The sequence below is a fragment of the Pandoraea sp. 64-18 genome (genome assembly GCF_001899225.1).
Taxonomy (GTDB): domain Bacteria; phylum Pseudomonadota; class Gammaproteobacteria; order Burkholderiales; family Burkholderiaceae; genus Pandoraea; species Pandoraea cepalis.
Window position 1 is genome coordinate 25183 of record NZ_MKVU01000007.1, and the last position, 25783, is coordinate 50965.

Below are 25783 nucleotides of genomic sequence, written 5' to 3' on the forward strand. Positions count from 1 at the left end.
TGATCGGCATGTTTGTGCGTGATGAGAATGGCGCGCAGCGTGAGATTACGCGATTCGAGATAGGCGAGCACCGGCGCGGCGTCGCCCGGGTCGACCACCACGGCATCTTTGCCGTTATCAACGACCCAGAGATAATTGTCCTGGAACGCGGGGACGGGAAAGACGGTCATTGTTCCGGCCGACGCCTCACTTACCGCATCTGCGTGCGCATCCATATATACTCGCCACCATGTCAGAACGTCCGATTATAGACTGGCCCCTCTGGCTCGTCTCACCACCAGGCCGCTACGCGCTCGCATGGGAACAGGCCCTTTTCGACCAATGGGTCGGGGATCTGTTCGGCTATCACGCGCTGCAACTTGGCCGCCCCGAACTGGATACCCTGCGCGAGAACCGCATGCCTTATCGCGGTCTCGTCCTGACGGCTGCGCGCGGCCCCGACGCCTCGCCGCTCGTGACCAAGGCCGCCAGCGATACAACCAGTGGCACGCCGTCGTGCCACGCGGGCGCGGCCGACATGATCCCACGCGACATCCTCGTGAGCCGCTTCGACGAGTTGCCTATCGCCACGGCGAGCACCGATCTCGTGGTCCTGCCGCACGTGCTCGAGTTTGCCGAGAATCCGCACGACATCCTGCGCGAGGTCGAACGCATACTCGTGCCCGAGGGACAGGTCATCATCACCGGCTTCAATAATCTGAGCCTGTGGGGTGCGCGCGAAGAGCTGGGACGACTCGCCGGCACGCCGTTCCTGCCGCCTGGCGCCGATCTCATCGCCTTCACGCGTCTGAAGGACTGGCTCAAGCTGCTCTCTTTCGACATCGATCGCGGCCGCTTCGGCTGCTACCGCCCGCCCCTGCGCGGCGAGCACTGGCTGCAGCGCTTCGAGTTCATGGAACCGGCCGGCGACCGTTGGTGGCCAATTTTCGGGGCACTCTATGCGGTGCGCGCGGTCAAGCGCGTGCGAGGCATGCGCTTGGTCGGCAAAGTGCGCAAGCGTATACTCGGCCTCCAGCCGGCGGCGGCCCCCGTGGCAACCCCCAACACCACGCATCGCCAGATGGCGGAAGCGGCCGACGCGCCCGATTGATCGTTTGAGAGATGACCTTGCCGCAAGTTGAGATTTACACCGACGGTGCCTGCAAAGGCAATCCTGGCCCCGGCGGCTGGGGCGCCCTGCTCGTCGCGGGCAAACACCGCAAGGAAATGTTCGGCGGCGAAGCCAACACGACCAACAACCGCATGGAGCTTCTGGCCGTCATTCGCGCGCTCGAAGCCCTGAACAAGCCCTGCAGCGTGGTGCTGCACACCGACTCGCAGTATGTGCAGAAAGGCATCAGCGAGTGGATTCACGGCTGGAAGGCCCGTGGCTGGAAAACCGCCGCCAAGGCGCCGGTGAAGAACGCCGACCTGTGGCAGACACTCGACGCCGTCTCGCAGAAACACGAGATCGACTGGCGTTGGGTGAAAGGTCATGCCGGCCACGACGGCAACGAAGCCGCCGACCAGTTGGCCAACCGAGGCGTTGAGAGCCTGCGTCGCGGCCAGTGAGCCGGTGGCCATCGCCGCGGCTTGAGCAGTATCCGCGCATTGCGTGAGGGGTCATGACCCGCGGCGCGTCAATTCCGAAAGCACACGAAGCACACTAGATTCAACGAACAGCATGCGACAACTGATCCTCGATACCGAAACCACCGGCCTGAATGCGAAGACGGGGGACCGTCTGCTGGAAATCGGTTGCGTCGAACTGGTCAATCGCCGCCTGACCGGCAACAACCTGCACTTCTATATCAACCCCGAGCGCGACAGCGATCCGGGCGCATTGGCGGTGCACGGACTCACCACCGAATTCCTTTCCGACAAACCCAAATTCGCCGAGATTGCGGAAGAGTTGCGCGAGTACTGCCGCGACGCCGAAATCATTATTCACAACGCGGCGTTCGACCTGGGCTTCCTGGATATGGAATTCGCCCGCCTCGGCTGGCCGCCGTTCATGCAGCATTGCTCGAGTCTGATCGACACGCTGCTGCGTGCCCGGGAGATGTTCCCCGGTCGACGCAATTCGCTGGACGCCCTCTGTGAGCGTCTCGGCGTGAACAACGCGCACCGTACGCTGCACGGCGCCTTGCTCGACGCGGAATTGCTCGCCGACGTGTACCTCGCCATGACGCGCGGCCAGGAGAGTCTCGTCATCGAGATCGGCGATGGCGACGGGGGCGATGTGGGCACCCAGCGCGAAAAGATTTCGTTGCGCCAGTTCGATCTTCCCGTAATCGCGGCAGCAGATGACGAGGTCGCTCAGCATGCCGGTGTGCTGAACGACATCGACAAGGGGATGAAGGGGACGTGCGTATGGCGTATCGAACCGGCGCCCCCGGAAGGCGACACGGCACAAACGGCGTGAGTTCGCAACGAACCACACGGAAAATTCGCACGAAGGCCTTCCCAAGCACGAAAAACATCCCTATAATTGCGGTCTTTGCTGCTTGCGAGTCATCGCGAGAAACGGCGTGAAGTGATCGAGAGATATCGTCACGGCGGCAGCAAAAAAGAACAAAAGAAAAGTTGCAGGCTTCTACGAAAACAGTTAAAGTTCTGCTCCTGATTGCGAAACAAAAGCTTCAGCAATCAGCACTAAATCATTGATTTAGTTAATGATTTGGGTGGTTAGCTCAGCGGTAGAGCACTGCCTTCACACGGCAGGGGTCACAGGTTCAATCCCTGTACCACCCACCAGATTCGAAGGGCCGACGATGCGTCGGCCCTTTTTGCATTGGGCGTCCGAATTGAATACGCCAATACACAATGCCCGGCGCGTGACCGTCATCCTATTGGCGACAAAGCGCCCACATCTCTCTGCTCGCAACCGCGTCCGCCCTTCCCCCCGCATATTTCAGACTTGGACGCGCGTAGTTCATGGACTTGTCGCATGGGCATGTCTCCAGCCACGAAAGGCTGAGGCCCTCGTTCTCTCGGGGAAATGCGAATAACCGGCACGCACGCCTCACGGAATCTCGCGCTACCGAGTCCATGCCGCACTCATTTTCAATAGATTTTACCTATTGAAAATGAAGAACAATCTGAATTAATCGCTTTTCCGCTCGCTTCATGACCCAGGCTTCGGTGAGCCGTGCCCCGTCCTACGGGGTTTTCCACGACATCATGGGCGCTTCAGTGCCAGTCTTATATAAGACTAAAGCATTCACATTACGAAAAGGCATTTCAGTTTTGCCCCCGACCCGTGTCACAATCGGAAAAATTCGTCATGGCTAGCTGACTGTTACCCCAGTCGGCAGCGCTCCCCCACCGTTCCCTGCTTCTTGAATCCGAGACCAGCGATGAGTACGCAGCAACCCAGCATCATCTACACCCTGACCGACGAAGCACCGCTTCTGGCCACCAGCGCTTTCCTCCCGATCATTCGTACGTTCACGGCACCGGCGGGCGTGTCGGTCGAGACGAGCGACATCTCGGTCGCGGCTCGTATCCTCGGAGAATTCCCCGAATTTCTGACGGACGACCAGCGCGTGCCGGATAACCTCGCCGAGCTGGGCCGTCTGACGCAAGATCCGGATACGAACATCATCAAGCTGCCGAACATCAGCGCGTCGGTGTTCCAGCTCCAGAGCGCGATCAAGGAACTGCAATCGAAGGGCTACAAGGTGCCGGACTTTCCGGAAGACCCGAAGTCCGACGAAGAGAAAGCCATCCAGAAGCGTTACTCGAAGTGCCTCGGTTCGGCCGTCAACCCGGTGCTGCGCGAAGGCAACTCGGATCGTCGCGCCCCGCTCGCCGTCAAGAACTACGCCAAGAAGCACCCCCACAGCATGGGCGAGTGGAGCATGGCTTCGCGCACGCACGTGGCGCACATGAAGCATGGCGACTTCTACCACGGCGAAAAGTCGATGACGCTCGACCGTGCCCGTGACGTCAAGATGGAACTCGTCACCAAGAGCGGCAAGACGATCGTGCTCAAGCCGAAGGTCGCGCTGCTCGACGGCGAAATCATCGACAGCATGTTCATGAGCAAGAAGGCGCTGTGCGACTTCTATGAAGAGCAGATGGAAGACGCGCGCAAGACCGGCGTGATGCTCTCGCTGCACGTGAAGGCCACCATGATGAAGGTCTCGCACCCGATCGTGTTCGGCCACGCCGTGAAGATCTTCTACAAGGAAGCTTTCGAAAAGCACGGCAAGCTGTTCGACGAACTGGGCGTGAACGTCAACAACGGCCTCGTGAATCTGTACGAGAAGATCGAATCGCTGCCGAGCACGCAGCGTGAAGAGATCATCCGCGACCTGCATGCTTGCCACGAGCATCGCCCGGAACTGGCGATGGTCGACTCCGCCAAGGGTATTTCGAATCTGCACGCGCCGAACGACGTGATCGTCGACGCCTCGATGCCGGCCATGATCCGTATCGGCGGCAAGATGTGGGGTGCCGACGGCCGTCCGAAGGACACGAAGGCCGTGATCCCGGAGAGCACGTTCGCGCGCATCTATCAGGAAATCATCAACTTCTGCAAGACCAACGGCAACTTCGACCCGACTACCATGGGTACGGTGCCGAACGTCGGCCTGATGGCTCAGAAAGCGGAAGAGTACGGCTCACACGACAAGACCTTCGAAATCGCCGAAGACGGCGTGGCGAACATCGTCGACATCGCCACGGGCGAAGTGCTGCTCTCGCAGAACGTGGAAGCCGGCGACATCTGGCGTATGTGCCAGGTCAAGGACGCGCCGATCCGTGACTGGGTGAAGCTCGCCGTGAACCGCGTGCGCAATTCGGGCATGCCGGCCGTGTTCTGGCTCGACCCGTACCGCCCGCACGAAGCCGAGCTGATCAAGAAGGTTGAAACGTACCTGAAGGATTACGACACCAACGGTCTCGACATCCAGATCATGTCGCAAGTGCGCGCCATGCGTTACACGCTCGAGCGCGTGATTCGCGGTCTGGACACCATCTCGGTGACCGGCAACATTCTGCGCGACTACCTGACCGACCTGTTCCCGATCATGGAACTGGGCACCAGCGCCAAGATGCTGTCGATCGTGCCGCTGATGGCCGGTGGCGGCATGTACGAAACGGGTGCCGGCGGCTCGGCACCTAAGCACGTCAAGCAACTGGTGGAAGAGAACCACTTGCGCTGGGACTCGCTGGGTGAATTCCTGGCACTGGCAGTCTCGCTGGAAGACCTGGGCATCAAGACGGGCAACCAGCGCGCCAAGATCCTCGCCAAGACGCTCGATGCTGCCACCGGCAAGCTACTCGACAACAGCAAGGGTCCGTCGCCGAAGACCGGCCAGCTGGACAACCGCGGCAGCCAGTTCTATCTGGCGATGTACTGGGCGCAGGAATTGGCCGAGCAGAACGACGACGCCGATCTGGCCAAGCACTTCGTATCGCTCGCCAAGCAACTGACCGAGAACGAGAAGGCCATCGTGGGCGAATTCGCCGACGTGCAGGGTAAGCCGGCGGATATCGGCGGCTACTACAAGCCGGACTTCGAGAAGCTCGAGCAGGTCATGCGTCCGAGCAAGACGTTCAACGCTGCATTGGAAAGCGTCGCGAAGGCGTAATGAAGAAGTAACGTCCGGGCCGAACGACGGGCGATCATCAAGGATCGCCCGGTAGTCCCCACAAAAAAGCTGGCAGATGCCAGCTTTTTTGTTGCCTTCTTCAACACGGGCACCCGTAGCCTTAGCCGTCCGCGCGCAACAGCCCCCAGCACAACCGGTAAAGCTCGTCCTCGAACTCGGGAGTGCCAAGCAAGGGGGAATCTTCCAGCGCGGCCGAGCGCAGCGTGCCCATGACGGCCCGCGTGAGCACGAAGACGGTGGCGGCGGTGGGTGGACGCATTTCGGGCGCGTCGCGCCGCGACATGGCGACAGCGATATGTTCGGCCGCCTCGCGCATGGCTTGCATGATGTTCTCGTGGTGATCGAGTTGCCACGCCATCTTGATGAGCGAGCGTTTCACGCGCCCGCCTGCGCCGAAAGCTTCGATAAGCACCCGCAGCCGCTCGCGAATCACGCGTTCCGGGTCGGCCCCCTCGTCCGCCGCTCGGGCGATGCGCTCGTTGAGTTCGTCCATCACCCGACGCCGTTCGCGCGCGATCATCGCGAGCAGAATCGCCTCCTTGGTCGGGAAGTACTGGTACAGGGTACCGATGGAGAAGCCTGCCTTGCGGGCGATGCGATTGGTTGTGAGCGCCGCCTCGCCTTCTTCGTCGAGAACCTGAGCGGTAGCCTCAAAAATGGTCTCGACGGTGTGTTGCGCCCGTGCCTGCATCGGCCGCTTTCGCATGGCGGACGGGGTGTTCTGGGTCGCGGGCGGCTTGGGTGTGGCCATTTTGAAAAACCTGAGCGGGAAGCGAGTTGCGGCAAAGCGCCTGAAAAATGAATAATGCTCACATTCGCCGCAAAACTCAAGAGACCGCAACGGAACGCGCTTGCCGCGCCGCGTCGGCGCTGCGAATCCCTCAACATCGCCGCAGAGGCAAGACACCATGAGCCACGACATTTCTGCCCTGACCGTACGCAAACTGACTGTCGATCTGGCCGATGGCTTCGCGCGTCATTGGCACAGCGGCGATGCCTATCGCACCATGTATTACAACGCGCTGTCGATGAGCTTCCCGGTGGGCGAGCAATCGTTCATCGACTCGGTGCGCGACACGATGGATCGCCTGCCCGCCGATGCGAGCTACGACACGCTTCGGGCAGACATCGCCCAGTTCATCGGACAGGAAGCGACGCATCGGCACCTGCATGGTCAGTACAACGCACAATTGGCGAAGCAGGGACTGGTCAATCACTGGGAGGACTGGGCGACGACACGCATTCAGTGGGCGCGCCGCCGCAAGCTCTCGCCAATGTACATGCTGGCCGTGACGGCCGCCTACGAGCACTGCACGGCGGTATTCGGCGACGGGGCCCTTCGCTACGACCGTTGGCTCGCGAAGGCCGAACCGAAGATGCGCCTGATGTGGCGCTGGCACGCGGCCGAGGAAACGGAACACAAGGCTGTAGCGTTCGATCTCTATCGCGCACTCGGCGGCAGCGAACGGCAACGCGTTCTCACGTATCTCTACGTGCTGTTCATGTTCGCAGTAGAGAGCCACGCGCAGACGATCAATAACCTCTGGCATGACGGCACCCTCTTCAAGCCCCGCACGTGGTGGGGTTTCACCACGATGTTCTTCGGGCGCGACGGGGTCGTCTGGCGTAGCACCGGGCCAATGCTCAAGTACCTCGCGCCTTCGTTTCATCCGAACCGGCACGGCGATCCTTCGCTCGCCGAAAAGTGGCTGACGGCGCATCAGGCCAATTGGCGGGCGGTTCGCTGATTTTTGCTCGACGCTTTGTTCGTGCTGCTTGGCGCTTGACCCTCGCCTCCCTCTGCGGTCGGCCGCCGGGCCGGTGCCCGTTTTCGTCGCTCCACGAAATTCGCTTTGGAAAACGGGCACCGGCCCGACAGCTCGAAACGCACCCACACATCGTCGCCCCCTCCCCCACGCCCCTACCTCGCCGCATTCCCCCACCTCGTCGTCACGATGACACCGTCTTCTCATGCGCCCAGGCTCTCGCCGACCGTCCCCACGTGCTACGCACCTGCTGGTGACGATCGTCGAGAGCCTCGCCATCCCCCAAGCACTTCCCTATGCCCGGTTTCGTGACTTCTTCGCGAAATGTTTCACGCGCCATCTGGACGCATCCGGAGCACTTCGCCACGCCCGCATCGTGATGTCTTCGTCGTGAGTTTTTTCTCGCCCTGAGTAGGCTCACTCTGAAACACTTGGCCACGCCAGGTACCGTGATGTCGTCGCCGCGCGCTGCTTCTCTCCCTGATTAGGCCCACGCCGAAACACTTGATCGCACCGGGTATTGCGATGTTGTCGCGAATTGATGCATGGGCTGGTTGGACGCATGGTGTTGCAGCGTCGTCGGTAGCCACGGCCGTTGTGGACTGGGCGAGGCGAGGGACTGATGGGATGTCGAGGGTCTCGCCGACCGTCACCAGCAGATGCGCAGCACGTGGGGACGGTCGGCGAGAGCCTGCGCGCATGAAGCGGCGGTGTCGTCGGGCCGGTGGGGGTGGTGATGGTGGCGGGGTGGGTGGATGGGGAGGTTGCGACGATGGATTGGCGTGTTTCGAGTCGTCGGGCCGGTACCCGTTTTCCAAAGCGAATTTCGTGGAGCGACGAAAACGGGTACCGGCCCGGCGGCCGACCGCAGAGGGATGCGAGGGTCAAGCGTCACCCCAACAACGGAATACCGAGTATCAACGCCGAGTGATATGCCACAAGCGGCATCTTGATAATAATAATCACACCTCAAAGCAGCACCGATACCCGCGCAACGTGAAGTCAGTGTGTCAATGACTCAGGCGTGCCCCCTTGCACCCTTCGGTGAGAAGCGAAGTTCAGAGGCACGCATAAATCAAAACGAGACGGAGACACAGTCATGAGCAAGGCAGCAGGTTGGCTGCGGGGCGCGCTTGCCCTCGCGGTTTGCGGAGCCGCGGGCGTCGCCCACGCGCAATCGAACGTATCGCTTTACGGTCAGGTCGACGCCTGGGCCGGCGCGGTCAAAACGCCCGGCGGCGAACGCGCCTGGACGCAGGCCGGCGGCGGAATGTCCACGTCGTACTGGGGGATGAAGGGCACGGAAGATCTCGGCGACGGTCTCAAGGCGATCTTTGCGCTGGAGGACTTCTTCCTGCCGCAAACCGGACATTACGGACGCTTCACCGGCGACAGCTTCTTCTCCCGGAATGCCTACGTCGGCCTACAGTCGAATACGCTCGGTACGGTCACGATGGGCCGACTTACCACGTCGTATTTCGTCTCGACGATTCTGTTCAACCCCTTCGTTGACTCGTATACGTTCAGCCCGATGGTCTATCACACGTTCCTCGGCCTCGCCGGCCAAGGCATCGTCGGTGATTCGGGATGGAACAACGCCGTGATGTACGCCACGCCGGATTACAAGGGGCTCGGGGCCAGCGTGTCTTATGCCTTCGGCAACAAAGCCGGCGAGACCGGGCAGAACAAGTGGAGCGCCGCCGCGATGTATTTTCACGGCCCGCTCGCCGCCACGCTCGCGTATCAGCAAGTGAAGTTCGATTCGACGCCCGACGATCAGGCCGGCATCACCGGCTTTCGCAATCAGCAAGCGCTCCAGGCTGGCCTGACTTACGATTTTCACGTCGTCAAATTCTACGGGCAATATCAGTACATCAAGAACACGATCACCGGGGGCAATCTGACGTCGAACGGCGCTCAGTTCGGGGTGTCGGTGCCGCTCGGCGCAGGCAGCGCGATCGCGTCGTACGCCTATACGAAGAATTCTGGCCAGAACGACGTCAGCCGAAATACCTGGGCCGTCGGTTATGACTACAACGTCTCGAAGCGCACCGATCTGTATGTGGCCTACCTGAACGACAAGGTATCCGGGCTGGAGGCCGGGAATACTTTTGGGCTGGGCATGCGAACCAAGTTCTGAGAAACTCCGCTGCACGGACTCGCGCACAGTACAATGCGCGCGCCCCCGCTGCACACGGACAACGGCATAACAAAGGCACAAGGAGAGCACGTTGCTGACAAAATTCTTCAAACTCCAGGAGCATGGCTCCAACGTACGCACCGAAATGGTGGCAGGTCTCACGACCTTCCTGACCATGTCGTACATCATCTTCGTCAACCCCAATATTCTCGGCACAACGGGCATGGACAAGAGCGCCGTGTTCGTGGCGACCTGTCTCGCAGCCGCGATCGGCTCGGTGGTAATGGCCTTCATCGCCAACTACCCGATCGGTATGGCGCCGGGCATGGGGCTGAACGCCTTCTTCGCCTTCACGGTCGTGGGCGCGATGGGCTACTCGTGGCAGCAAGCCCTGGGGGCAGTGTTCATCTCAGGCTGTTTGTTCATCATTCTGACGGTGACGGGCATACGCTCCTGGCTGATTGCCGGGGTACCCAAATCGTTGCGATGCGCCATCGCCGCCGGTATCGGTCTGTTCCTCGCCATCATCGCGCTCGGTAACGCCGGCGTGGTCGTCGCCAATCCGGCAACGAAGATCGGCCTGGGCGATCTCCACGCCCCGCAAGCCCTGCTCGCGATTTTCGGCTTCTTCCTGATTGCCGTGCTCGACGCCCTGCGCGTTCGCGGCGCGATCCTGATCGGTATTCTGGCCGTGACGGTGCTCTCGATGGTGTTGGGACTGAATCAGTTCCAGGGCGTTTTCGCCATGCCGCCGAGCCTCGCCCCGACGTTCCTCAAACTCGACATCCCGGGCGCATTGCATGCAGGCTTCGTTCACGTCATTCTGGCCTTCGTGCTGGTGGAAGTGTTTGACGCAACGGGCACGCTGATGGGCGTGGCAAAGCGAGCCGGCCTGCTCGAAGGTACGCACTACAAGGGCCTCGGCCGCGCGCTCTTCGCCGATTCGATTGCGATTTTCTTCGGTTCGCTGTTGGGCACGAGCAGCACGACGGCCTACGTGGAAAGCGCCTCGGGTGTGCAGGCGGGCGGACGCACCGGCCTCACCGCGCTCACGATTGCCGCGCTCTTCATCCTCGCCCTGTTCATTGCGCCGCTGGCCGGTTCGGTGCCCGCCTACGCGGCCGCACCGGCATTGCTCTATGTGGCCGGGTTGATGCTGCGCGAGCTGCTCGACGTGGAGTGGGACGACATCACGGAAGCCACCCCGGCCGCCCTGACCGCCCTCGCCATGCCGTTCACGTATTCGATCGCCACCGGTCTGGCATTCGGCTTCATCTCGTACGCCGTGCTCAAGCTCTTCACGGGCCGCGCGAAGGATGTCCACCCGGCCGCCTGGGTGATCGCCGTGCTCTTCGTACTGAAGTACGTGTTCTTCCCGAGCTGATCGAGACGATGTCCCGATAGCGTGACGGCCCGCCGGAGCATCCCCGGCGGGCCGTTTGTTTCTACCCGAGGCTCACGCCCTCGCCGCCGAAATCAATTCGGCTAGCCCCGTGCGCTGGCGGCCCTGTGCGTCAAAGTTCTCCAGCGAAAGCCATTGTTCGAACCCCCGACTGATGGCCGGCCATTCGCCATCCGTGATCGAGAACCACGCCGTGTCGCGACTACGACCCCGGTAGACGATCGCCTGACGGAATATGCCCTCGAACGTGAACCCGTAACGTGCCGCCGCCCGCCGCGACGGGGCATTGAGCGCGTCGCATTTCCACTCATATCGGCGATACCCCAACTCGTCGAACGCCCGACGCATCAGCAAGTATTGCGCCTCCGTGCCAGCACGCGTGCGCTTGAGCAACGGCGAGTACGCCACGTGCCCGACTTCAATCACGCCGTTCACCGCGTCGATGCGCATGAGCGCCAATGTCCCCACCGCCCGCCCCGTCTCCCGATCGATGATCGCGTAATGCAACGGGTCGCTGGACGCCGCCATCCTGGTCGCGTACGCGTAGTAGCTGTCGAAATCCGGAAACGGCCCCCCACTCATGTATGTCCAGTCGCGACCGTCCGCGGCGCTGGCATACGCCTCGTACAGGTCCTTCGCGTGACGCTCCACGTCGATCGGCTCGATCCGGCAGTAACGCCCATCGATCGGCGCACGCGGCGGCTGCGCTCTCGACTTCCAGTCCGGCAGCGCTGCACCGATCGGCTGGTCGTATTCGTTGAAATTCGGGGCGTCAGTCATCTCGCTCATCTCCGGAAGTTGGCGCAACACGCAAGTCATGACGTCTAAAGTATCGCCTCAGTGGTATGATGAAAAGCACCACTCTTTGAGAATCTCATGGTGCCACACGCTCACTCCACCGCTCGGCAAGCCAGACCGGCGCCCCGTCCCGGCACTCCCGATCCTGCTCCGGAGAACGTCGCCGCACTGTTCGACAGCCCCCTGACGACCGGCCCCGGGCGCGCTGGCACCTCGCTTCAAAAACAACTCCTCTCCCGCCTCAAACACGCCATTCTCGAAGGTCGTTTGCCCGCCGGCGCCCGTCTGCCCGCCTCGCGCACGCTCGCCGAAGATCTCGCCATTTCACGCAACACGGTCTCGATCGTCTACGACCAACTGGCCGCCGAAGGCTTTATCGTGCCCCACCGGCTCGGTACCCGCGTCGCCCAACTCCCTCTCGATCCCCTCTTCGCCGCCAAAGCCGCACATACCGCCAGCGCCAAGACGCCGAAAGCCAATGACCCGGTGGCGACGCCCCCCAGCGCCCCCGACGGTCCCCCAACACCACTCGCCTCGCGCCGCATCCAACGCTTGCCCGCGACGCGCCACGCCGCCCGCGCCGACGAGTCGCCCCTGCCGTTTACGCCCGGGGTTCCCGCACTCACCCACTTTCCCACCAGTACCTGGCGACGCACGCTCGAACGCGTCATGCGTGAAGCCCAACCCCGCCACTATCACTACGGCGATCCCCTCGGCGAACCCGCGCTGCGAGACGCCATTGCCGCACACTTGCGGATCTCGCGCGGCGTGCGTTGCGATGCGTCGCAAGTCGTGATCACGGAAGGCGCCCACGAGGCGCTGATTCTCTGCGTCCGCCTGCTCACGGATCCCGGCGATACGGTGTGGATGGAAGACCCAGGCTATCGCGGTGCGAAGGCCGCTTTCCATTCGGCCGATGTTCGCCTTCACGCGCTGCGCGTCGACGATGAGGGGATCGTGATTCCGGAAGGACAGTGGGAACGCTCGCCGCCACGACTGGTGTATGTCACGCCGTCGCATCAGTATCCGCTCGGCAGCGTGCTGTCGGCCTCGCGCCGCCTCGATCTGATCGCGCAGGCGCGGCGTCACGGCGCCTGGATTCTGGAAGATGATTACGACAGCGAGTTTCGCCATCAAGGCGAACCGATCGCCGCCATGCAGGGGATGGTGGCCGACGCCCCCGTTGTCTATGTGGGGACGTTCAGCAAGACGATGTTTCCCGCGCTGCGCCTGGGCTTTCTGATTCTGCCGACCGCGCTCGCCGCGCAAGCCCGCGACGCCCTCGACGAACTCTTGCGCGGCGGGCATCGCTTCGAACAACTGGCACTGGCGGAATTCATCCGCAGCGGCCAGTTTGCACGGCATCTGGGTCGCATGCGACGGCTGTATCGGGAACGTCAGACGGCTTTGCGCAACGCGCTGGCCACCCACTTCGACCCGGCGTATGCGGTGATTGGCGAGCGCTGCGGCCTGCACCTGACGGTGCGGCTCGATCCCGCATTCCCGGACAAGGCGATCGTGACCGCCGCGCAGCGCGAAGGCATCGGCCCCCGCGCCCTATCGAGCTTTGCACTCGATCCACACCCCACGGATAACGGTCTGGTGATCGGCTACGGCGATACGGACGCGGCACGCATCCCGGGCCTGATCCAGCGGCTCGCCGCGATTGTCGCGGCGCAGCAGCGGGCGACGTTGGAGACGGTGGCGACCGACTGACCCCGCCGTCAGCGATTACGCCGTCTGTACGACTTTCTTGTCGGCGTCGCGCGCCTGCTCGGCTCGCGCCATCCATAGCGTGAGCAAGACGGCCGCCACCGCAGCCACTGATGCACACAGGTAGACCTCGGCGTAGCCGTATGCCCCGACGATCAGGCCCGCCACCGGTCCGGTCACGCCAAGCGCAACATCGAGGAAGACGGAGTACGCCCCCAGTGCCGCACCCCGGTTCTGTGCAGGAACCAGATTGACGGCCGCCACGCCCAACGACGGGAACACGAGCGAGAACCCCGCGCCGGAGAGCGCCGCGCCGAGCAACGCCGTGAATCCCGTAGGCGCGATCCCGAGCACGATCAGGCCGAAGGCCTCGAGCGTGAATGACATCATGGCCACACGGTAGCCGCCGAAGCGCCCGATGCTGCTGCCGAAGAGCAGTCGTACGCCCATGAAGCACACGCCGAACGCGGTCAACGCCAGTGCAGCGTTGTCCCAGTGATGGCTTGCGTAGTAAAGCGTGATGAACGTGGAGATGGCACCAAAACCGATGGAGCCCAGCGCAAGCCCCATGCCGAACGGCAACACGCGACCGAGCACGGCGCGGAATGCGAGACGTTCTCCATGGATAACCGGCGTCGCACGCTTCATGCGCGCGAGCAGCAGGCCAGCGACGCCCGCCAGCGCGATCGCCGCGCCAAGTACTTGGATGCCATACGCATTGTCGAGTGCAACGCCAAGCGGCGCGCCCAGCGCAAGCGCGCCGTAGGTTGCCACGCCGTTCCATGAGATGACGCGTGCAGTGTGCGACGGACCCACCTGGCCGATGCCCCACATGATCGCGCCCGTCGACACCCAGCTCTCACCAAAGCCAAGCACAAGACGTCCAAGGATCAGCGTGAGGAGCGCCAACCATGGCACGCCGGAAAACACACCGCCCAAGGCCACGAGCAACCCGGAGGCACCGCAAGCCACCAGTCCGCACAACACGGTGCGTTTCGGGCCCCAGGCGTCGGCAGTCCGCCCGGCGTAAGGACGCGAGAGCAGCGTCGCAAGGTACTGAACGCTGATGGCCAAGCCGGCAATGACCGAACTGTATGCGAGATCGACATGCACGAACGACGGCAACACCGCGAGCGGCAATCCGATCGTCAGATAGCAGAGGAACGTGAAGAACACGGTGGAGACGATCTGCAGCGTCGTGGCGAACGGTGGGTTCGCAGGGCGGGTGTCGTTGGGCATTGCGCAGGAGTTCAGGAATCGACGAAACCCCAGGACGCGCCACCCCGCGCGACGGGCAAGCATCCGCGCAGGTCAACTCAATCCTAGGGTTTTCCCGGATCATACGCGGTTTCGTGACTTTTGTGTAAACGCTTAAAAATGCCCCCGCGACGGCTTTCGACGACAGCCCGTCGCGTATTCGCCAGCCGCGGCGCGGACGCCCCCCACGGCGCTCGGGGGCGACCGTCCTGCTCGGCTCAGCGGTCGACTTCCGCCAACGCTTTCAGGCTCACCGACAACATGGCCAGGTCGGCGTTACCGGCCGCGACCTGGTCGGCCAGCACACGGTGGTAGCGCGCGAGCGCGTCTGCATGCAACGTCTCCCAGTGGGCGACGCGCTTGCCCGCCGGGCTTGGGTCGGCTGGCTCGCCGGCATGCACTGGATCAAGCACCGCCTCGCCGCCCGCCAGCACGCTCGCCGTCAGGCGTCGCCGCAATACCGACAATTCTTCGAGCAAGGTGGCCCGCGCGAGGCGCTGCCAGTGCGTCTGCATCGGCAGGCCGAGCACCCCCGCCTGGAGCCAAGCGTAGCCAAGCGGTGCGTCGAGGGCGAAATACACCTGCGCGGCCAGCGACGGTTCGCACCCGCTGCTGCTCGCCACTTCGGCAATGTCGAGCAACGCCACCCGCGCGCCGACGCCCGCGGCCGTTTGTGCAAGCAACGGCGGCACGCCCGCATCGATCATGGTCTGGCATCTGGCCCGCGCGTCATCGGCGGCCGCGCCGCTGACCAGCGTGTCCAGTGTCGGCAGGATGGGCGTGAGCACAGCGCGCAGACGCTCGAGCGTCTGCGGCACGTCGGCCACACGCCGCCGCAAGAACCATAGGGTGGCGTGTTCGTGCCACTGCGCAATCGCGGCAAAGAGCGAGGCCTGCGTTTCGTGCGAGACGCGCGCGTCAAGCGCATCGATCTCGTCCCACAACGTGTCGAGGTCGTAGGCCCCGCGTGCCGCCAGACTGGCCCGCACGACGTCGGCCGGCTCAGCGCCAGTTTCCTCGCTCAGTCGATGCACGAACGTGACCCCCGCCCGGTTGACGAGCGCATTGGCCTGCATCGTCGCGAGAATTTCCCGCTTGAGCGGATGACGCAACATCGCCGCGCCGCATCGGCTCGCGAGCGGCTTGGGAAAGTACGACGGCAATTCGTCGGCAACGAAATCGGCGTCGGGCAGATCGCTTGCCAGCAGCAGGTCGTAGAGCCACATCTTGCTGTAGGCCATGAGGACCGCGCGTTCGGGGGAGGTCAGCCCCGCGCCGGACGCACGCCGCGCGTCAAGTGTTTCGTCGTCGGGCAGGAACTCGATGGTGCGCGAGAGCCGCTGTGCCCGCTCCAGGTACCGCATGAAGCGCGTCTCGTCGTCGAGCGACGCCACCGCTCGCAACCGGCCCAGTGAGAGCGCCTGCGTCTGCAAATAGTTGTCGCGCAACACAAGAATGCCGACTTCCTCGGTCATCTCCGCGAGCAACGTGTTGCGCTGCTTCAGTGTCATCTCGCCGTCCGTCACCACCAGGCCCAGAAGAATCTTGATGTTGACCTCGTGATCGGAACAATCGACACCGGCCGAATTGTCGATGGCATCGGTATTGATGCGACCGCCATGCTGCGCGTACTCGATGCGCCCGAGCTGCGTCAGCCCAAGGTTGCCGCCCTCGGCCACGACCTTGCAACGCAGTTCCGCGCCATTCACGCGCAAGCCGTCGTTGGCACGATCGCCCACCTGCGCATGCGTCTCGGTGCTCGCTTTGACGTACGTGCCAATGCCGCCGTTGTACAGCAGATCGACCGGCGCTTTCAACAACGCCCGCAACAGGTCGTTCGGCGCCATCTCCGTGGCCTCGGTGCCGATCAGTTCCCTCACCGGCGCAGAGAGCACAATGGCTTTGGCCGTGCGCGGGAACACGCCGCCGCCCGCCGAAATCAACCGTGTGTCGTAGTCGGCCCAGCTGGAACGCGGCAGTTGGAACAGGCGCTCGCGCTCGGCAAACGACGTTGCAGCATCGGGCGTGGGGTCGAGGAAGATGTGCCGATGGTCGAACGCGGCCACCAGCCGGATGTGTTTCGAGAGCAACATGCCGTTGCCGAAGACATCGCCCGACATATCGCCGATACCCACCACGGTGAAGTCCTGCGTCTGGGTGTCGACGCCCATCTCGCTGAAATGCCGCTTGACGGACTCCCACGCGCCGCGCGCCGTGATGGCCATCTTCTTGTGGTCGTAGCCGACCGAGCCGCCGGACGCAAAGGCATCGCCGAGCCAGAATCCGTACTCCGCCGAAATGGCGTTGGCGTAATCGGAAAAAGTCGCCGTCCCTTTGTCGGCTGCGACGACGAGATACGGATCGTCGCCGTCGATACGCACGGTCTGCGACGGGGGCACCAGTTGACCGTCGACGTAGTTGTCGGTCAGATCCAGCAGCCCGCGCAGGAATGTCTGGTAGCACGCCACCCCCTCGGCCAGATAGGCATCCCGGTCGCCTGGCGATGGCGGTTGCTTCACCACGAACCCGCCCTTCGAGCCGACCGGCACGATGACGGTGTTTTTCACCATCTGCGCCTTGACGAGACCCAGCACCTCGGTGCGGAAGTCTTCGCGGCGATCCGACCAGCGCAAGCCACCACGCGCCACACGCCCTCCTCGCAAATGCACGCCCTCCACGCGCGGCGAATACACCCATATCTCGAACATCGGCTTCGGCTCGGGCAGACCCGGCACCTTCGACGGATCGAACTTGAACGACAGATAGCGCTTCTGCGTCACGCCGTCCTTGCCCGTCTGGAAGTAATTGGTGCGCAAGGTCGCTTCGAGCACGCCAAGGAACTGACGCAGAATGCGATCCTCGTCGAGGTTGGGAACGTCTTCGAGCGCCGCGTGAATTTGCGCCCGTAGCCGCTCCGCCTGCGATGCGCGATCCGGTGCCGCCAGCCCCGGATCGAAGCGGGCCAGGAACAACCGCACGAGCATGCCCGAAATCGACGGATTTCCGGTCAGCGCATTCTCGATATACGCATTGCTGAAGGTCGACCCCACCTGGCGGATGTACTTCGCGTAGGCGCGCAAAATGCGGACTTCGCGCCACGTCAGTCCGGCGCGCAAGACCAGCCGGTTGAGGTCGTCGTTCTCGACGTCGCCCGCCCAGATGCGCGCGAACGCCTCCTCGAAGCGCAGGCGGGCATTCTCCAGGTCGACATCCGCGCCGTCGAGGCTGGTCATGCCGAAGTCGTGCATCCAGACAACGCCGGTGTCGGCCGGTTCGATCCGATAGGGGCGCTCGTCGTTGACGCGCACACCGAGGTGTTCGAGCATCGGCAGGCTGCGCGAGAGCGCGATGGGCTCGCCCGCCTGATAGATCTTGAAGCGCAGCGTGCCGGGCGCGGCCTCCAGCGGCCGGTAGAGCTGCATGGCCAGCGGCGTGGCGTCGGAAGCCTCGACCGGCACCGCGTGTCCGACGCTCAGCAGCGGCTCGATCAACTCGACGTCGCGCACCGCCATGCGCGCGGCGTAATCTTCTCGATACGCCGCGGGGAACGCCTGCGCGTACCGCCGCAGTGCGCGCGTGCCGCGCTCTTCGCCAAACTGCTCGCGCAGCGCGTCGGACAGATCGTCCTGCCACCGGCGGGTCGCCTCGACGATGCGCGCTTCCAGATCGTTGACATCGACATCCGGCACATTGCCCGGCTCGGTCCGCACGGTGATGTGAATGCGCGCGAGCATCGACTCGGAGAGCTGCGGCGTGAATTCAACACTGGTCCCGTGATACGCCGCCTGCAACAAGTTCTGCACGCGGACGCGCAGATCGGTGTTGAACTTCTCGCGCGGCACGAAGACGAGGCACGATACAAAGCGATCGAAGCGGTCGCGCCGCACGAACAGGCGCGTGCGCTGGCGCTCCTGCAGTCGCAGAATGCCCAGCGCGATATTGGCCAGGGGATCGACGTCGATCTGAAAAAGTTCGTCGCGCGGATATTGTTCGAGGATCGTCGCGAGCGTCTTGGCCAGATGCCCGTTGGGCAGGAAGCCCGTGCGCCCGATCACTTCGGCGACCTTGCGTCGTACGAGCGGAATTTCGTCGGCGGGCACCATGTAGACGTTCGACGTGTAAAGCCCGAGGAAGCGCCGCTCACCGCACACGCGCCCCTGCGCATCGAAGCATTTGACGCCTACGTAATCGAGATAGCCGGGACGATGGACGCTCGCCCGCGAATTGGCCTTGGTCAAAAAGATCGGCGTACTCGTCTGGGCCACGCCAATGGCCCCGGGCGACAGGCGCGTCTCGTCGGGGGTGCTGGCATCGCGGCGGGCCTCGCGCAATACGCCAAGCCCCGTGCCCGCCACGCCTTGCAGGTAGTGCTCGCCGTCGCGCACGACCAGCGCGTAATCGCGATAACCGAGGAACGTGAAATGCCGGGCAAGCATCCAGTCGAGAAACGCCTGCGCTTCGTCAATCTCCACACGCTCCGGCGGGCTCACGCTCGTTTGTTCGGCCCGCTGCCGAAGGGACTCGATGGCCGCATGCGCGGCCGCCTGCATCGCGCGCCAGTCTTCGACCGCCGCGCGTACATCGCCAAGCACGCGCTGCAATCCGTCAGCCAGTGCCTGAATGCGGTCCGGCTCGGAAAAACGGTCGACTTCGATGTGGATATACGACTCGAAGCGGCCGCCGTCGGCGCTCGCATCGCCCGCCCGTTGCGCCGTCGCGCCCGACGCCAGCAGCGCCCCGACGTCGCCGCCGTTCACGCCGTTCACGCCGTTCGCCCCTTTAGTGCCGCTATCGCCGCCATCACCGTTATCGCCCGTCACTCGCTCGCCCGCGGACACCGGCTGCCCAAGGCCACCGCCCGGCGACACGGCGAGGCGCTTGCCCGCGCCGTCGCGCTTGATGCGATAGACCGGGTGAAACGCGGAGTGCAGTGCGAGCCCCTGCCGGTTGATCTCCATCGTCACCGAATCGACGAGAAACGGCATGTCGTCGTTGACGATCTCGACGACCGTATGGCTGCAATGCCAACCATGCTGATCGAGCGTGGGGTTGTAGATGCGGATGCGTGGCTCGCCGCTGACGAACTTCTGGCCGAGTTGCCAATGCGCCATCGCCGCGCCATACAGGTCGTCGACACTGCGCGAGACAACGTCCTCGGCATCGGCCAGACCGTAGTAATGCCGCACGAAGGGCTCGAACAGCGCGACCACGTCGGGCGCACGCTCACGGGCCATCGCGACGACTTCCGCCATATGCTGGCGGACTTTCTCTTCCGGATTCACAGGCATGGGCAACCTCTGCAGGAATGGACGAGACATCGACAAGCAAAGCCATGCTACGCCCGGCGGCCCCGGACTGGCAACGGCGCGATCCCTAACCCCGCGTCGGCGCCCACCCCGGCGGCCCCGGTCGGCCCGGTATAATTGCGCATGAACTCAAAAGCCACCGATTCGCGCACCGACAGCGCCCCCTTCTCGAGCCTGCCGCTCTCGCCTGCCATGCAGGAGAACCTCGCACGGCTGGGTTACGTCTCGATGACGCCCATTCAGCAGGCGTCGCTCCCCGATATGCTCGCCGGGCACGACCTCATCGCCCAGGCCAAGACCGGCAGCGGCAAGACCGCCGCATTCTCGCTCGGCCTGCTCCAGCGCGTCGATGCCCGCGATTTCGCGGTGCAGGCCGCCGTGCTCTGCCCCACGCGAGAACTCGCCGAGCAGGTGGCGCAGGAAGTGCGACGCATCGCGCGCGCCGAAGACAACATCAAGATCCTGACGCTGTGCGGCGGCGCACCGCTGCGTCCGCAGGCGGAAAGCCTCGCCCACGGCGCGCACGTGGTCGTCGGCACGCCGGGCCGCATCATGGATCACCTGGAGCGCGGCACGCTCTCGCTCGCCGGGATCAAGACGTTGGTGCTCGACGAAGCCGATCGCATGCTCGACATGGGCTTTTTCGACGACATCGCCACGGTCGCGCGTCAAACGCCCGCCTCGCGCCAGACGCTGCTCTTCTCCGCCACCTACCCGGAGGGCATTGCGAAGCTCGCTCAACGCCTGCTGCGCACGCCGCGCGAAATTCGTCTGACCGAGAAGCACGACGCCAGCAAGATTCGCCAACGCTTCTACGAAGTGCGCGAAGAGGAACGTCTGCACGCCGTGGGCCAGTTGCTCGATCATTTCCGGCCGGTCAGCACCATCGCGTTCTGTAATACGCGAGCGCAATGCCGCGATCTGACCGACGTGCTGCGCGCCGAAGGTTTTCACGCCCTGACGCTGCACGGCGAGCTGGAGCAGCGCGAGCGCGACCTCGTGCTGATCCAGTTCGCGAACCGCAGTTGCTCGGTGCTGGTCGCCACCGACGTGGCCGCTCGCGGGCTGGACATCACGCAACTCGAAGCCGTGATCAACGTCGATGTGACGCCCGACCCCGAGGTGTATGTGCACCGCATCGGCCGCACGGGCCGCGCCGACGAAGCGGGCTGGGCCTTCAGCCTGGCAAGCATGAACGAGATGGGCCGCGTGGGTAACCTCGAAGCGGCGCTGGGCCACGACGTGCCGTGGCACAAGCTCGAGGAACTCACGCCGTCGGGCGGCGGGCACCTGCTGCCGCCAATGGTCACGCTCCAGATGCTGGGCGGCAAGAAAGACAAAATCCGCCCAGGCGACGTGCTCGGCGCCCTCACCGGCGAAGCCGGCTTTGCCGCCAGCCAGATCGGAAAAATCAACGTTCTGGATAACTTCACGTATATTGCGGTGGAGCGCGACATCGCCCCGGTGGCGTTGCGCAAGTTGTCCGACGGCCGCGTCAAAGGCCGCAAGGTCAAGGTAAGATTCCTGCAGGATTAAGGGCGGGTCAGACGCCGGCGTCCGACGCCGTTTTCGGATCGTCCCCTGCGCGCCGCGCGCGGCAAGGAGGCTGCAATGAGGTCACTGCGTACCCTGTGGTTCTCTCCCGTCGCGCGCCGTGCGCGATGCTCGGCGCTCGCCGCGCTTGCCGCAGGCTGGCTGACGGCCTGCAGCACCCAGGGCGTGCCGCCCAACCCTGTCCTCACCGAAGACACGCTCGACGAGTACGCGATCGTCATCGTTGGCCTCGACACGCCACTGCAAAGCACCTGGGGGCCGTGGAATTACTCCGACTTCTCACAGACAGTGAATGGCATCGTCGGCGGCAAGGTCACGCGCACACTCAACAGCAATCCGCCGACGCGTGGCTTCGTGGCGATGCGCGTCTCGCCGCTCATGCGCAACGAGCGCTTCGGTCCGATGGAATTCACGCCGGCCGACAAGAGTTATCGCTTTCGCTATTGCAAGGGCCGCAAGGTGCCAACGGTGCAGGTCCAGCGGGGCGATGTGATCTACGCGGGCACCCTGATGCTCGATAGCCACGACGGCAAGCTCTGGCTGCGCACCGAGTTCGACATGGCGGGCGCGCGGCGCTTCGTGCAGGCGAACTATCCGTCGCTGGCCGGTAAGCTCCAGCCGCAACCGTTTACCTATTTCGAAGTGAAGAGCGAGCCCGGCTGCCGGTGAGTCCTGCCGGCACGCTTACGGCTCGTCGATGTCCGTTCCCGGCGCCAGAACGATCTCACGCCCTTCGCACAACGCCTCGGCTCGCGTGCTGAGTTCGCTGGCCACGTCCGCCAGATGCCGCCGCAGGGTGTCGGCAAGCACCGACTCGGGTTCATGCGACGGCCGCAACATCTCTACCGGAAATTCGATGGCCGGAGCCACGCGATACAGGCGCTGCGCCTGCTCATGGGCACTGGCCGCCGTGAATTGATCGAGCAGCGCGTAGCCCAGACCGTGCTCAACGAGCGCCGCCGCGAGCGAATAGGTCTGCACCATCACTTCGGCGTCCTGCAGCAACTCGGTCTGCTCCAGACGCTCGTTGATCAGGGCACCGAGCGGCGTGTCATCGTGCAGCTTGATGAGATCGCGCCCGGCGAGCGCATCGGCACTGGCCGGCCCCCGTCGCGAGAGCTTCGGCCACGCCGCGGGCACCGCCAGCACAATATGCCCCTGCGCCACCGGACGGCTCACAATGCCGGCCGCCATCGGCGGGGCCGACACGATGCCCACGTCGACCGACGAGGTGAGGATCGCCGTGATCATCTCGGTCGTGTGGTGCGTAATGAGTTCGAAGACCACGTCTGGATGCGCGCGCCGCATGCGCTCGATGGCGGCAGGCAACAGGCTCTGCGCAAGACTCGGTGTCGCGGCAATGCGCAGATGACCCACGCCATGCTGGCGTAGATTGCGCGACGTGGTACGCAGGCGTTCCAGATCACTGAAGATGCGTTCGACATCGGGATAGAGGCGACGCGCTTCGGCCGTCGGCACGAGTCGGCCCTTGACGCGGTCGAACAGCTTGAAGCCGAGTTGCTGTTCGGCATGTTGCAAGACGCGCGAGACGACGGGTTGCGACACGTTGAGCAATTGCGCGGCGCCGCTGGCCGAGCCCGTCAGTACCACTGCGCGAAACGTCTCGATATGCCGCAATTTCATGCCTGACGTTGTCCCCGTGTCGCGAAAAGCGGATCGGCGGTGGTGCCGACCCTATAGCCAAAAGACATATGCTGCCTCAAATCCGCATAGGTTACCGAATTTTCTCGCCCTACACTGCGTAGCAAAGGTAGGGGGAAAACACGGCCGCGAGGCCTCGCTCTCCACGCCGAATATTTTCCCGCCTTGCATTCCCTGACGTTTTTGGTTGTCATTCATCGCTATGCATATTGGAGTCATCGGGGCAGGCATCGTGGGCCTCGCCAGCGCGTATGAACTGCTGCGCGCAGGCCATGCGGTCACGGTCATCGACGCCGGACGCGGTCCGGGTCTGGCGACAAGTTTCGCCAACGGTGGCCAACTGAGCTACGGGTACGTGTCGCCACTGGCCGCCCCCGGCGTACTTTCGCAGTTGCCCTCGCTGCTGTTCGCTCGCACCGGGCCGCTACGCATCAAGCCGTCGTTTGATCCGGACTTCTGGCGCTGGTCGATCGCATTCGTCAAGCATTGCAATGCGCAGGCGAACGCCAGTTCCACATTGCGTTTGCTCTCGCTCGGCCTGCACAGCCGCGCGGTAATGCAGGAATTTCTGGCGCGGGAATCGGTGTCGTTCGATTACCGACTGAGCGGCAAGCTCGTGGTGTACCGCGATGCGGACAAGCTCGCCGCCGCCGAACGCTCGCTCGAACTGGCCAACGGACTTGGCTACACACAGCGACGGGTCGACGCCGCGACATGCGCCATGCTGGAGCCCGCCCTGGCGACGATCGCCGGTGAGCTGGCCGGCGGCATTCACACGCCGGGCGAAGGCACCGGGGACTGCCAGTCGTTATGCATGGAACTGGCGCGGATCGTCGGTGCGCACGCCGACGGCAAGTTGCTGTATGAACGCGAAGTGACCGGCTTCGATGTGCGTGGCGGCACGGTGCGGTCGATTCGCACACGCATGGGCGACGTGGCCGTCGATGCCTGTGTCGTCGCCAACGGCCTGGCGGCGATGCCGTTGCTGCACAAGGTCGGTGAGTCGGTGTCGCTTTACCCGCTCAAGGGCTACAGCCTGACGTATCGCCACGCCCCGGTCGACGCGCGCCCGCAGGTATCGGTGACGGACGCCGACAACAAGGTCGTCTACGCCAGCCTCGGCGAGCATCTGCGAGTGGCGGGCATGGCCGACCTCGTGGGGTACGACTATCGCATCGCGGCCCGGCGCATCCAGGCGCTGCGCACGCTCTCGGCGGCGTTGTTTCCCGCATTGGCCGGCGAGGGGCCCCCGCTGGAATGGACCGGTATGCGACCGGCCACGCCGCACGGCCGCCCGATCCTCCAGCGCGCGGATACGTTGGACAATTTGTGGCTGAACGTTGGCCATGGCGGATTGGGCTTCACGTTGTCGATGGGCGCGGCGCGCGTGATTGCCGATGCCATCGGCGGCAAGCGTCCCGCGGTCGATCTGGCAGGGTTTGCCCGGCTGGCCGCGTGAATCGCGTTGATCGAACATAGCCGGCCTCCCGGGTCGATCGCCGTCATGACACGGGGCGTTATGGGGTATTGCGGGGCGTCGTTTCCGTGGGGAACAGCGGAGGGACGTGTCGGGTTGTACCAGTGTTTTTGGCAGTTGACATACCAACGGCGCGGACCACCGTGCCATTCACTTCCGATAGGACAGAGACCATGAAGAAGCTGTTTGCTCCCCTGCTGCTCGTCAGCGCCGCCGCCGCCCTGTTCGCGCACACCGCGAGCGCGCAGGAACTGACCGGCACGCTCAAGAAGATCAAGGACACCGGCGTGATCGCGCTCGGGGTGCGGGAGTCGTCGATTCCGTTCTCGTACACGGACAACGCCGGCAAGACGATCGGCTACTCGCAGGAAATCGCGCTCAAGATCGTCGACGCCGTCAAGAAAGACCTGAACCTGCCGAACCTGAAGGTCACGGAAACGCCGATCACGTCGCAGAACCGTATCGCGCTGGTGCAGAACGGCACGATCGACCTGGAATGCGGCTCGACCACGCACACGTTCGAGCGCGAGAAGCAAGTAGGCTTCTCGCACAACATCTTCCTGTACTCGATCAAGATGATCGCCAAGTCGGGCTCGGGCATCACCGATCTGAACAGCCTCAAGGGCAAGACGATCGCGACGACCGCCGGCACGACCGCCGATCGGATTCTCTCGGGCAAGAAGGGTGAGATCGGCTTCAACCTGATTCAGACGAAGGATCACTCGGACGGCTTCCTGACCGTCAAGCAAGGCCGCTCGGTGGCCTTCGTGATGGACGAGCCGTTGCTCTACGGCCAGCGCGCCGCCCTGTCGGCCGACGAAGCCAAGGGCTACGAAGTCGTCGGTCCGAACCTCCAGTTCGAAAACTATGCGTGCATGCTGCGCCACGATGATCCGGCGTTCACGAAGGTCGTCGACACGGTCATCGCCAAGATGGAGAAGTCCGGCGAGATGGAGAAGCTGTACAACAAGTGGTTCATGGAACCGGTGCCGCCGAAGAACCAGAATATGCACTATCCGATGACGGCGGAAATGCGTGCCATGTTCAAGGATCCGATCACCAAGGCTTACGACTGATCCTGTCGGACGCCGTGCGGGGCGGGGCCACG

Annotated in this window: 18 protein-coding genes and 1 tRNA gene; 13 read left to right on the forward strand and 6 right to left on the reverse strand. The window is 63.7% G+C overall.

What is annotated here, in order from left to right; all coding sequences use genetic code 11:
- The coding region (locus tag BGP02_RS05580) for an MBL fold metallo-hydrolase (protein WP_502688466.1) at nucleotides 1–170 on the reverse strand (170 nt) is incomplete at its 3' end.
- 59 nt (nucleotides 171–229) lie between these two features.
- Between BGP02_RS05580 and BGP02_RS05585 the strand changes: the two genes are divergently transcribed.
- The 5 genes from BGP02_RS05585 (at nucleotide 230) to BGP02_RS05605 (ending at nucleotide 5579) form a co-directional block, all read left to right on the forward strand.
- Nucleotides 230–1090, forward strand: a complete 861-nt coding sequence (locus BGP02_RS05585; protein ID WP_017231813.1) for a methyltransferase domain-containing protein — start codon at nucleotides 230–232, stop codon at nucleotides 1088–1090.
- 11 nt (nucleotides 1091–1101) lie between these two features.
- Complete coding sequence (gene rnhA, locus BGP02_RS05590; RefSeq protein ID WP_017231812.1) at nucleotides 1102–1551, forward strand: ribonuclease HI; 450 nt, start codon at nucleotides 1102–1104, stop codon at nucleotides 1549–1551.
- A 112-nt stretch (nucleotides 1552–1663) separates the two neighbouring features.
- Nucleotides 1664–2404: a DNA polymerase III subunit epsilon gene (dnaQ, locus tag BGP02_RS05595; RefSeq protein WP_017231811.1), complete on the forward strand. Its 741-nt coding sequence runs from the start codon at nucleotides 1664–1666 to the stop codon at nucleotides 2402–2404.
- A 257-nt stretch (nucleotides 2405–2661) separates the two neighbouring features.
- A tRNA-Val gene (locus BGP02_RS05600) sits at nucleotides 2662–2736 on the forward strand.
- A 602-nt stretch (nucleotides 2737–3338) separates the two neighbouring features.
- Entirely contained in the window at nucleotides 3339–5579 is a 2241-nt protein-coding gene (locus BGP02_RS05605; RefSeq protein ID WP_286798193.1) for an NADP-dependent isocitrate dehydrogenase, read from the forward strand.
- 121 nt (nucleotides 5580–5700) lie between these two features.
- Here the strand turns inward: BGP02_RS05605 and BGP02_RS05610 are convergent, their stop codons facing one another.
- Entirely contained in the window at nucleotides 5701–6351 is a 651-nt protein-coding gene (locus BGP02_RS05610; RefSeq protein WP_261938219.1) for a TetR/AcrR family transcriptional regulator, read from the reverse strand.
- Between the two features lie 157 nt (nucleotides 6352–6508).
- On the opposite strand from BGP02_RS05610, the gene BGP02_RS05615 reads away from it, so the two are divergent.
- The 3 genes from BGP02_RS05615 (at nucleotide 6509) to BGP02_RS05625 (ending at nucleotide 10890) form a co-directional block, all read left to right on the forward strand.
- On the forward strand, nucleotides 6509–7348 hold the full coding sequence (locus tag BGP02_RS05615; protein ID WP_286798194.1) for a metal-dependent hydrolase: 840 nt from the start codon (nucleotides 6509–6511) through the stop codon (nucleotides 7346–7348).
- A 1117-nt stretch (nucleotides 7349–8465) separates the two neighbouring features.
- Nucleotides 8466–9506: a porin gene (locus BGP02_RS05620; RefSeq protein ID WP_268566618.1), complete on the forward strand. Its 1041-nt coding sequence runs from the start codon at nucleotides 8466–8468 to the stop codon at nucleotides 9504–9506.
- A gap of 91 nt (nucleotides 9507–9597) precedes the next feature.
- Nucleotides 9598–10890 (forward strand): NCS2 family permease, encoded by a 1293-nt coding sequence (locus tag BGP02_RS05625; protein WP_017231806.1) that lies wholly within the window; start codon nucleotides 9598–9600, stop codon nucleotides 10888–10890.
- A gap of 72 nt (nucleotides 10891–10962) precedes the next feature.
- Here the strand turns inward: BGP02_RS05625 and BGP02_RS05630 are convergent, their stop codons facing one another.
- Nucleotides 10963–11688, reverse strand: coding sequence for a GNAT family N-acetyltransferase (locus BGP02_RS05630; RefSeq protein ID WP_286798195.1), 726 nt, complete (start codon nucleotides 11686–11688; stop codon nucleotides 10963–10965).
- A 96-nt stretch (nucleotides 11689–11784) separates the two neighbouring features.
- Between BGP02_RS05630 and pdxR the strand changes: the two genes are divergently transcribed.
- Nucleotides 11785–13422: a MocR-like pyridoxine biosynthesis transcription factor PdxR gene (gene pdxR, locus BGP02_RS05635; protein WP_286798196.1), complete on the forward strand. Its 1638-nt coding sequence runs from the start codon at nucleotides 11785–11787 to the stop codon at nucleotides 13420–13422.
- Nucleotides 13423–13437: 15 nt separating this feature from the next.
- Here pdxR and BGP02_RS05640 read toward each other — a convergent pair whose 3' ends face one another.
- Together BGP02_RS05640 and BGP02_RS05645 are read right to left on the reverse strand one after the other, a co-directional pair.
- The gene (locus tag BGP02_RS05640) at nucleotides 13438–14658 is read right to left on the reverse strand and encodes an MFS transporter (RefSeq protein ID WP_268566620.1); all 1221 of its coding nucleotides are present in this window, start codon (nucleotides 14656–14658) and stop codon (nucleotides 13438–13440) included.
- 236 nt (nucleotides 14659–14894) lie between these two features.
- Nucleotides 14895–19964: an NAD-glutamate dehydrogenase gene (locus tag BGP02_RS05645; protein ID WP_286798197.1), complete on the reverse strand. Its 5070-nt coding sequence runs from the start codon at nucleotides 19962–19964 to the stop codon at nucleotides 14895–14897.
- Between the two features lie 141 nt (nucleotides 19965–20105).
- On the opposite strand from BGP02_RS05645, the gene dbpA reads away from it, so the two are divergent.
- Nucleotides 20106–21518, forward strand: coding sequence for an ATP-dependent RNA helicase DbpA (gene dbpA, locus BGP02_RS05650; RefSeq protein WP_286798198.1), 1413 nt, complete (start codon nucleotides 20106–20108; stop codon nucleotides 21516–21518).
- A 75-nt stretch (nucleotides 21519–21593) separates the two neighbouring features.
- On the forward strand, nucleotides 21594–22205 hold the full coding sequence (locus tag BGP02_RS05655; RefSeq protein ID WP_017231799.1) for a hypothetical protein: 612 nt from the start codon (nucleotides 21594–21596) through the stop codon (nucleotides 22203–22205).
- Between the two features lie 15 nt (nucleotides 22206–22220).
- Here BGP02_RS05655 and BGP02_RS05660 read toward each other — a convergent pair whose 3' ends face one another.
- Nucleotides 22221–23180 carry a LysR family transcriptional regulator gene (locus tag BGP02_RS05660; protein ID WP_017231798.1) on the reverse strand — a complete coding sequence of 320 codons (960 nt, stop codon included), beginning with the start codon at nucleotides 23178–23180 and terminating at the stop codon, nucleotides 22221–22223.
- 220 nt (nucleotides 23181–23400) lie between these two features.
- On the opposite strand from BGP02_RS05660, the gene BGP02_RS05665 reads away from it, so the two are divergent.
- A complete protein-coding gene (locus tag BGP02_RS05665; protein WP_286798199.1) occupies nucleotides 23401–24657 on the forward strand; it encodes a D-amino acid dehydrogenase in 1257 nt (418 codons plus the stop codon).
- Between the two features lie 191 nt (nucleotides 24658–24848).
- Nucleotides 24849–25751 carry a transporter substrate-binding domain-containing protein gene (locus BGP02_RS05670; protein ID WP_286798200.1) on the forward strand — a complete coding sequence of 301 codons (903 nt, stop codon included), beginning with the start codon at nucleotides 24849–24851 and terminating at the stop codon, nucleotides 25749–25751.
- Nucleotides 25752–25783 lie beyond the last annotated feature (32 nt).

Bases quoted from the DNA above. Each gene is read 5' to 3' on its own strand.
- BGP02_RS05615 (WP_286798194.1), top strand. From the start codon at position 6,509: ATGAGCCACGACATTTCTGCCCTGACCGTACGCAAACTGACTGTCGAT.
- pdxR (WP_286798196.1), top strand. From the start codon at position 11,785: ATGGTGCCACACGCTCACTCCACCGCTCGGCAAGCCAGACCGGCGCCC.
- BGP02_RS05660 (WP_017231798.1), bottom strand. From the start codon at position 23,180: ATGAAATTGCGGCATATCGAGACGTTTCGCGCAGTGGTACTGACGGGC.
- BGP02_RS05620 (WP_268566618.1), top strand. From the start codon at position 8,466: ATGAGCAAGGCAGCAGGTTGGCTGCGGGGCGCGCTTGCCCTCGCGGTT.
- dnaQ (WP_017231811.1), top strand. From the start codon at position 1,664: ATGCGACAACTGATCCTCGATACCGAAACCACCGGCCTGAATGCGAAG.
- BGP02_RS05630 (WP_286798195.1), bottom strand. From the start codon at position 11,688: ATGACTGACGCCCCGAATTTCAACGAATACGACCAGCCGATCGGTGCA.
- BGP02_RS05605 (WP_286798193.1), top strand. From the start codon at position 3,339: ATGAGTACGCAGCAACCCAGCATCATCTACACCCTGACCGACGAAGCA.
- BGP02_RS05585 (WP_017231813.1), top strand. From the start codon at position 230: ATGTCAGAACGTCCGATTATAGACTGGCCCCTCTGGCTCGTCTCACCA.
- BGP02_RS05655 (WP_017231799.1), top strand. From the start codon at position 21,594: ATGAGGTCACTGCGTACCCTGTGGTTCTCTCCCGTCGCGCGCCGTGCG.
- BGP02_RS05610 (WP_261938219.1), bottom strand. From the start codon at position 6,351: ATGGCCACACCCAAGCCGCCCGCGACCCAGAACACCCCGTCCGCCATG.
- BGP02_RS05640 (WP_268566620.1), bottom strand. From the start codon at position 14,658: ATGCCCAACGACACCCGCCCTGCGAACCCACCGTTCGCCACGACGCTG.
- BGP02_RS05670 (WP_286798200.1), top strand. From the start codon at position 24,849: ATGAAGAAGCTGTTTGCTCCCCTGCTGCTCGTCAGCGCCGCCGCCGCC.
- BGP02_RS05645 (WP_286798197.1), bottom strand. From the start codon at position 19,964: ATGCCTGTGAATCCGGAAGAGAAAGTCCGCCAGCATATGGCGGAAGTC.
- rnhA (WP_017231812.1), top strand. From the start codon at position 1,102: ATGACCTTGCCGCAAGTTGAGATTTACACCGACGGTGCCTGCAAAGGC.
- dbpA (WP_286798198.1), top strand. From the start codon at position 20,106: ATGAACTCAAAAGCCACCGATTCGCGCACCGACAGCGCCCCCTTCTCG.
- BGP02_RS05665 (WP_286798199.1), top strand. From the start codon at position 23,401: ATGCATATTGGAGTCATCGGGGCAGGCATCGTGGGCCTCGCCAGCGCG.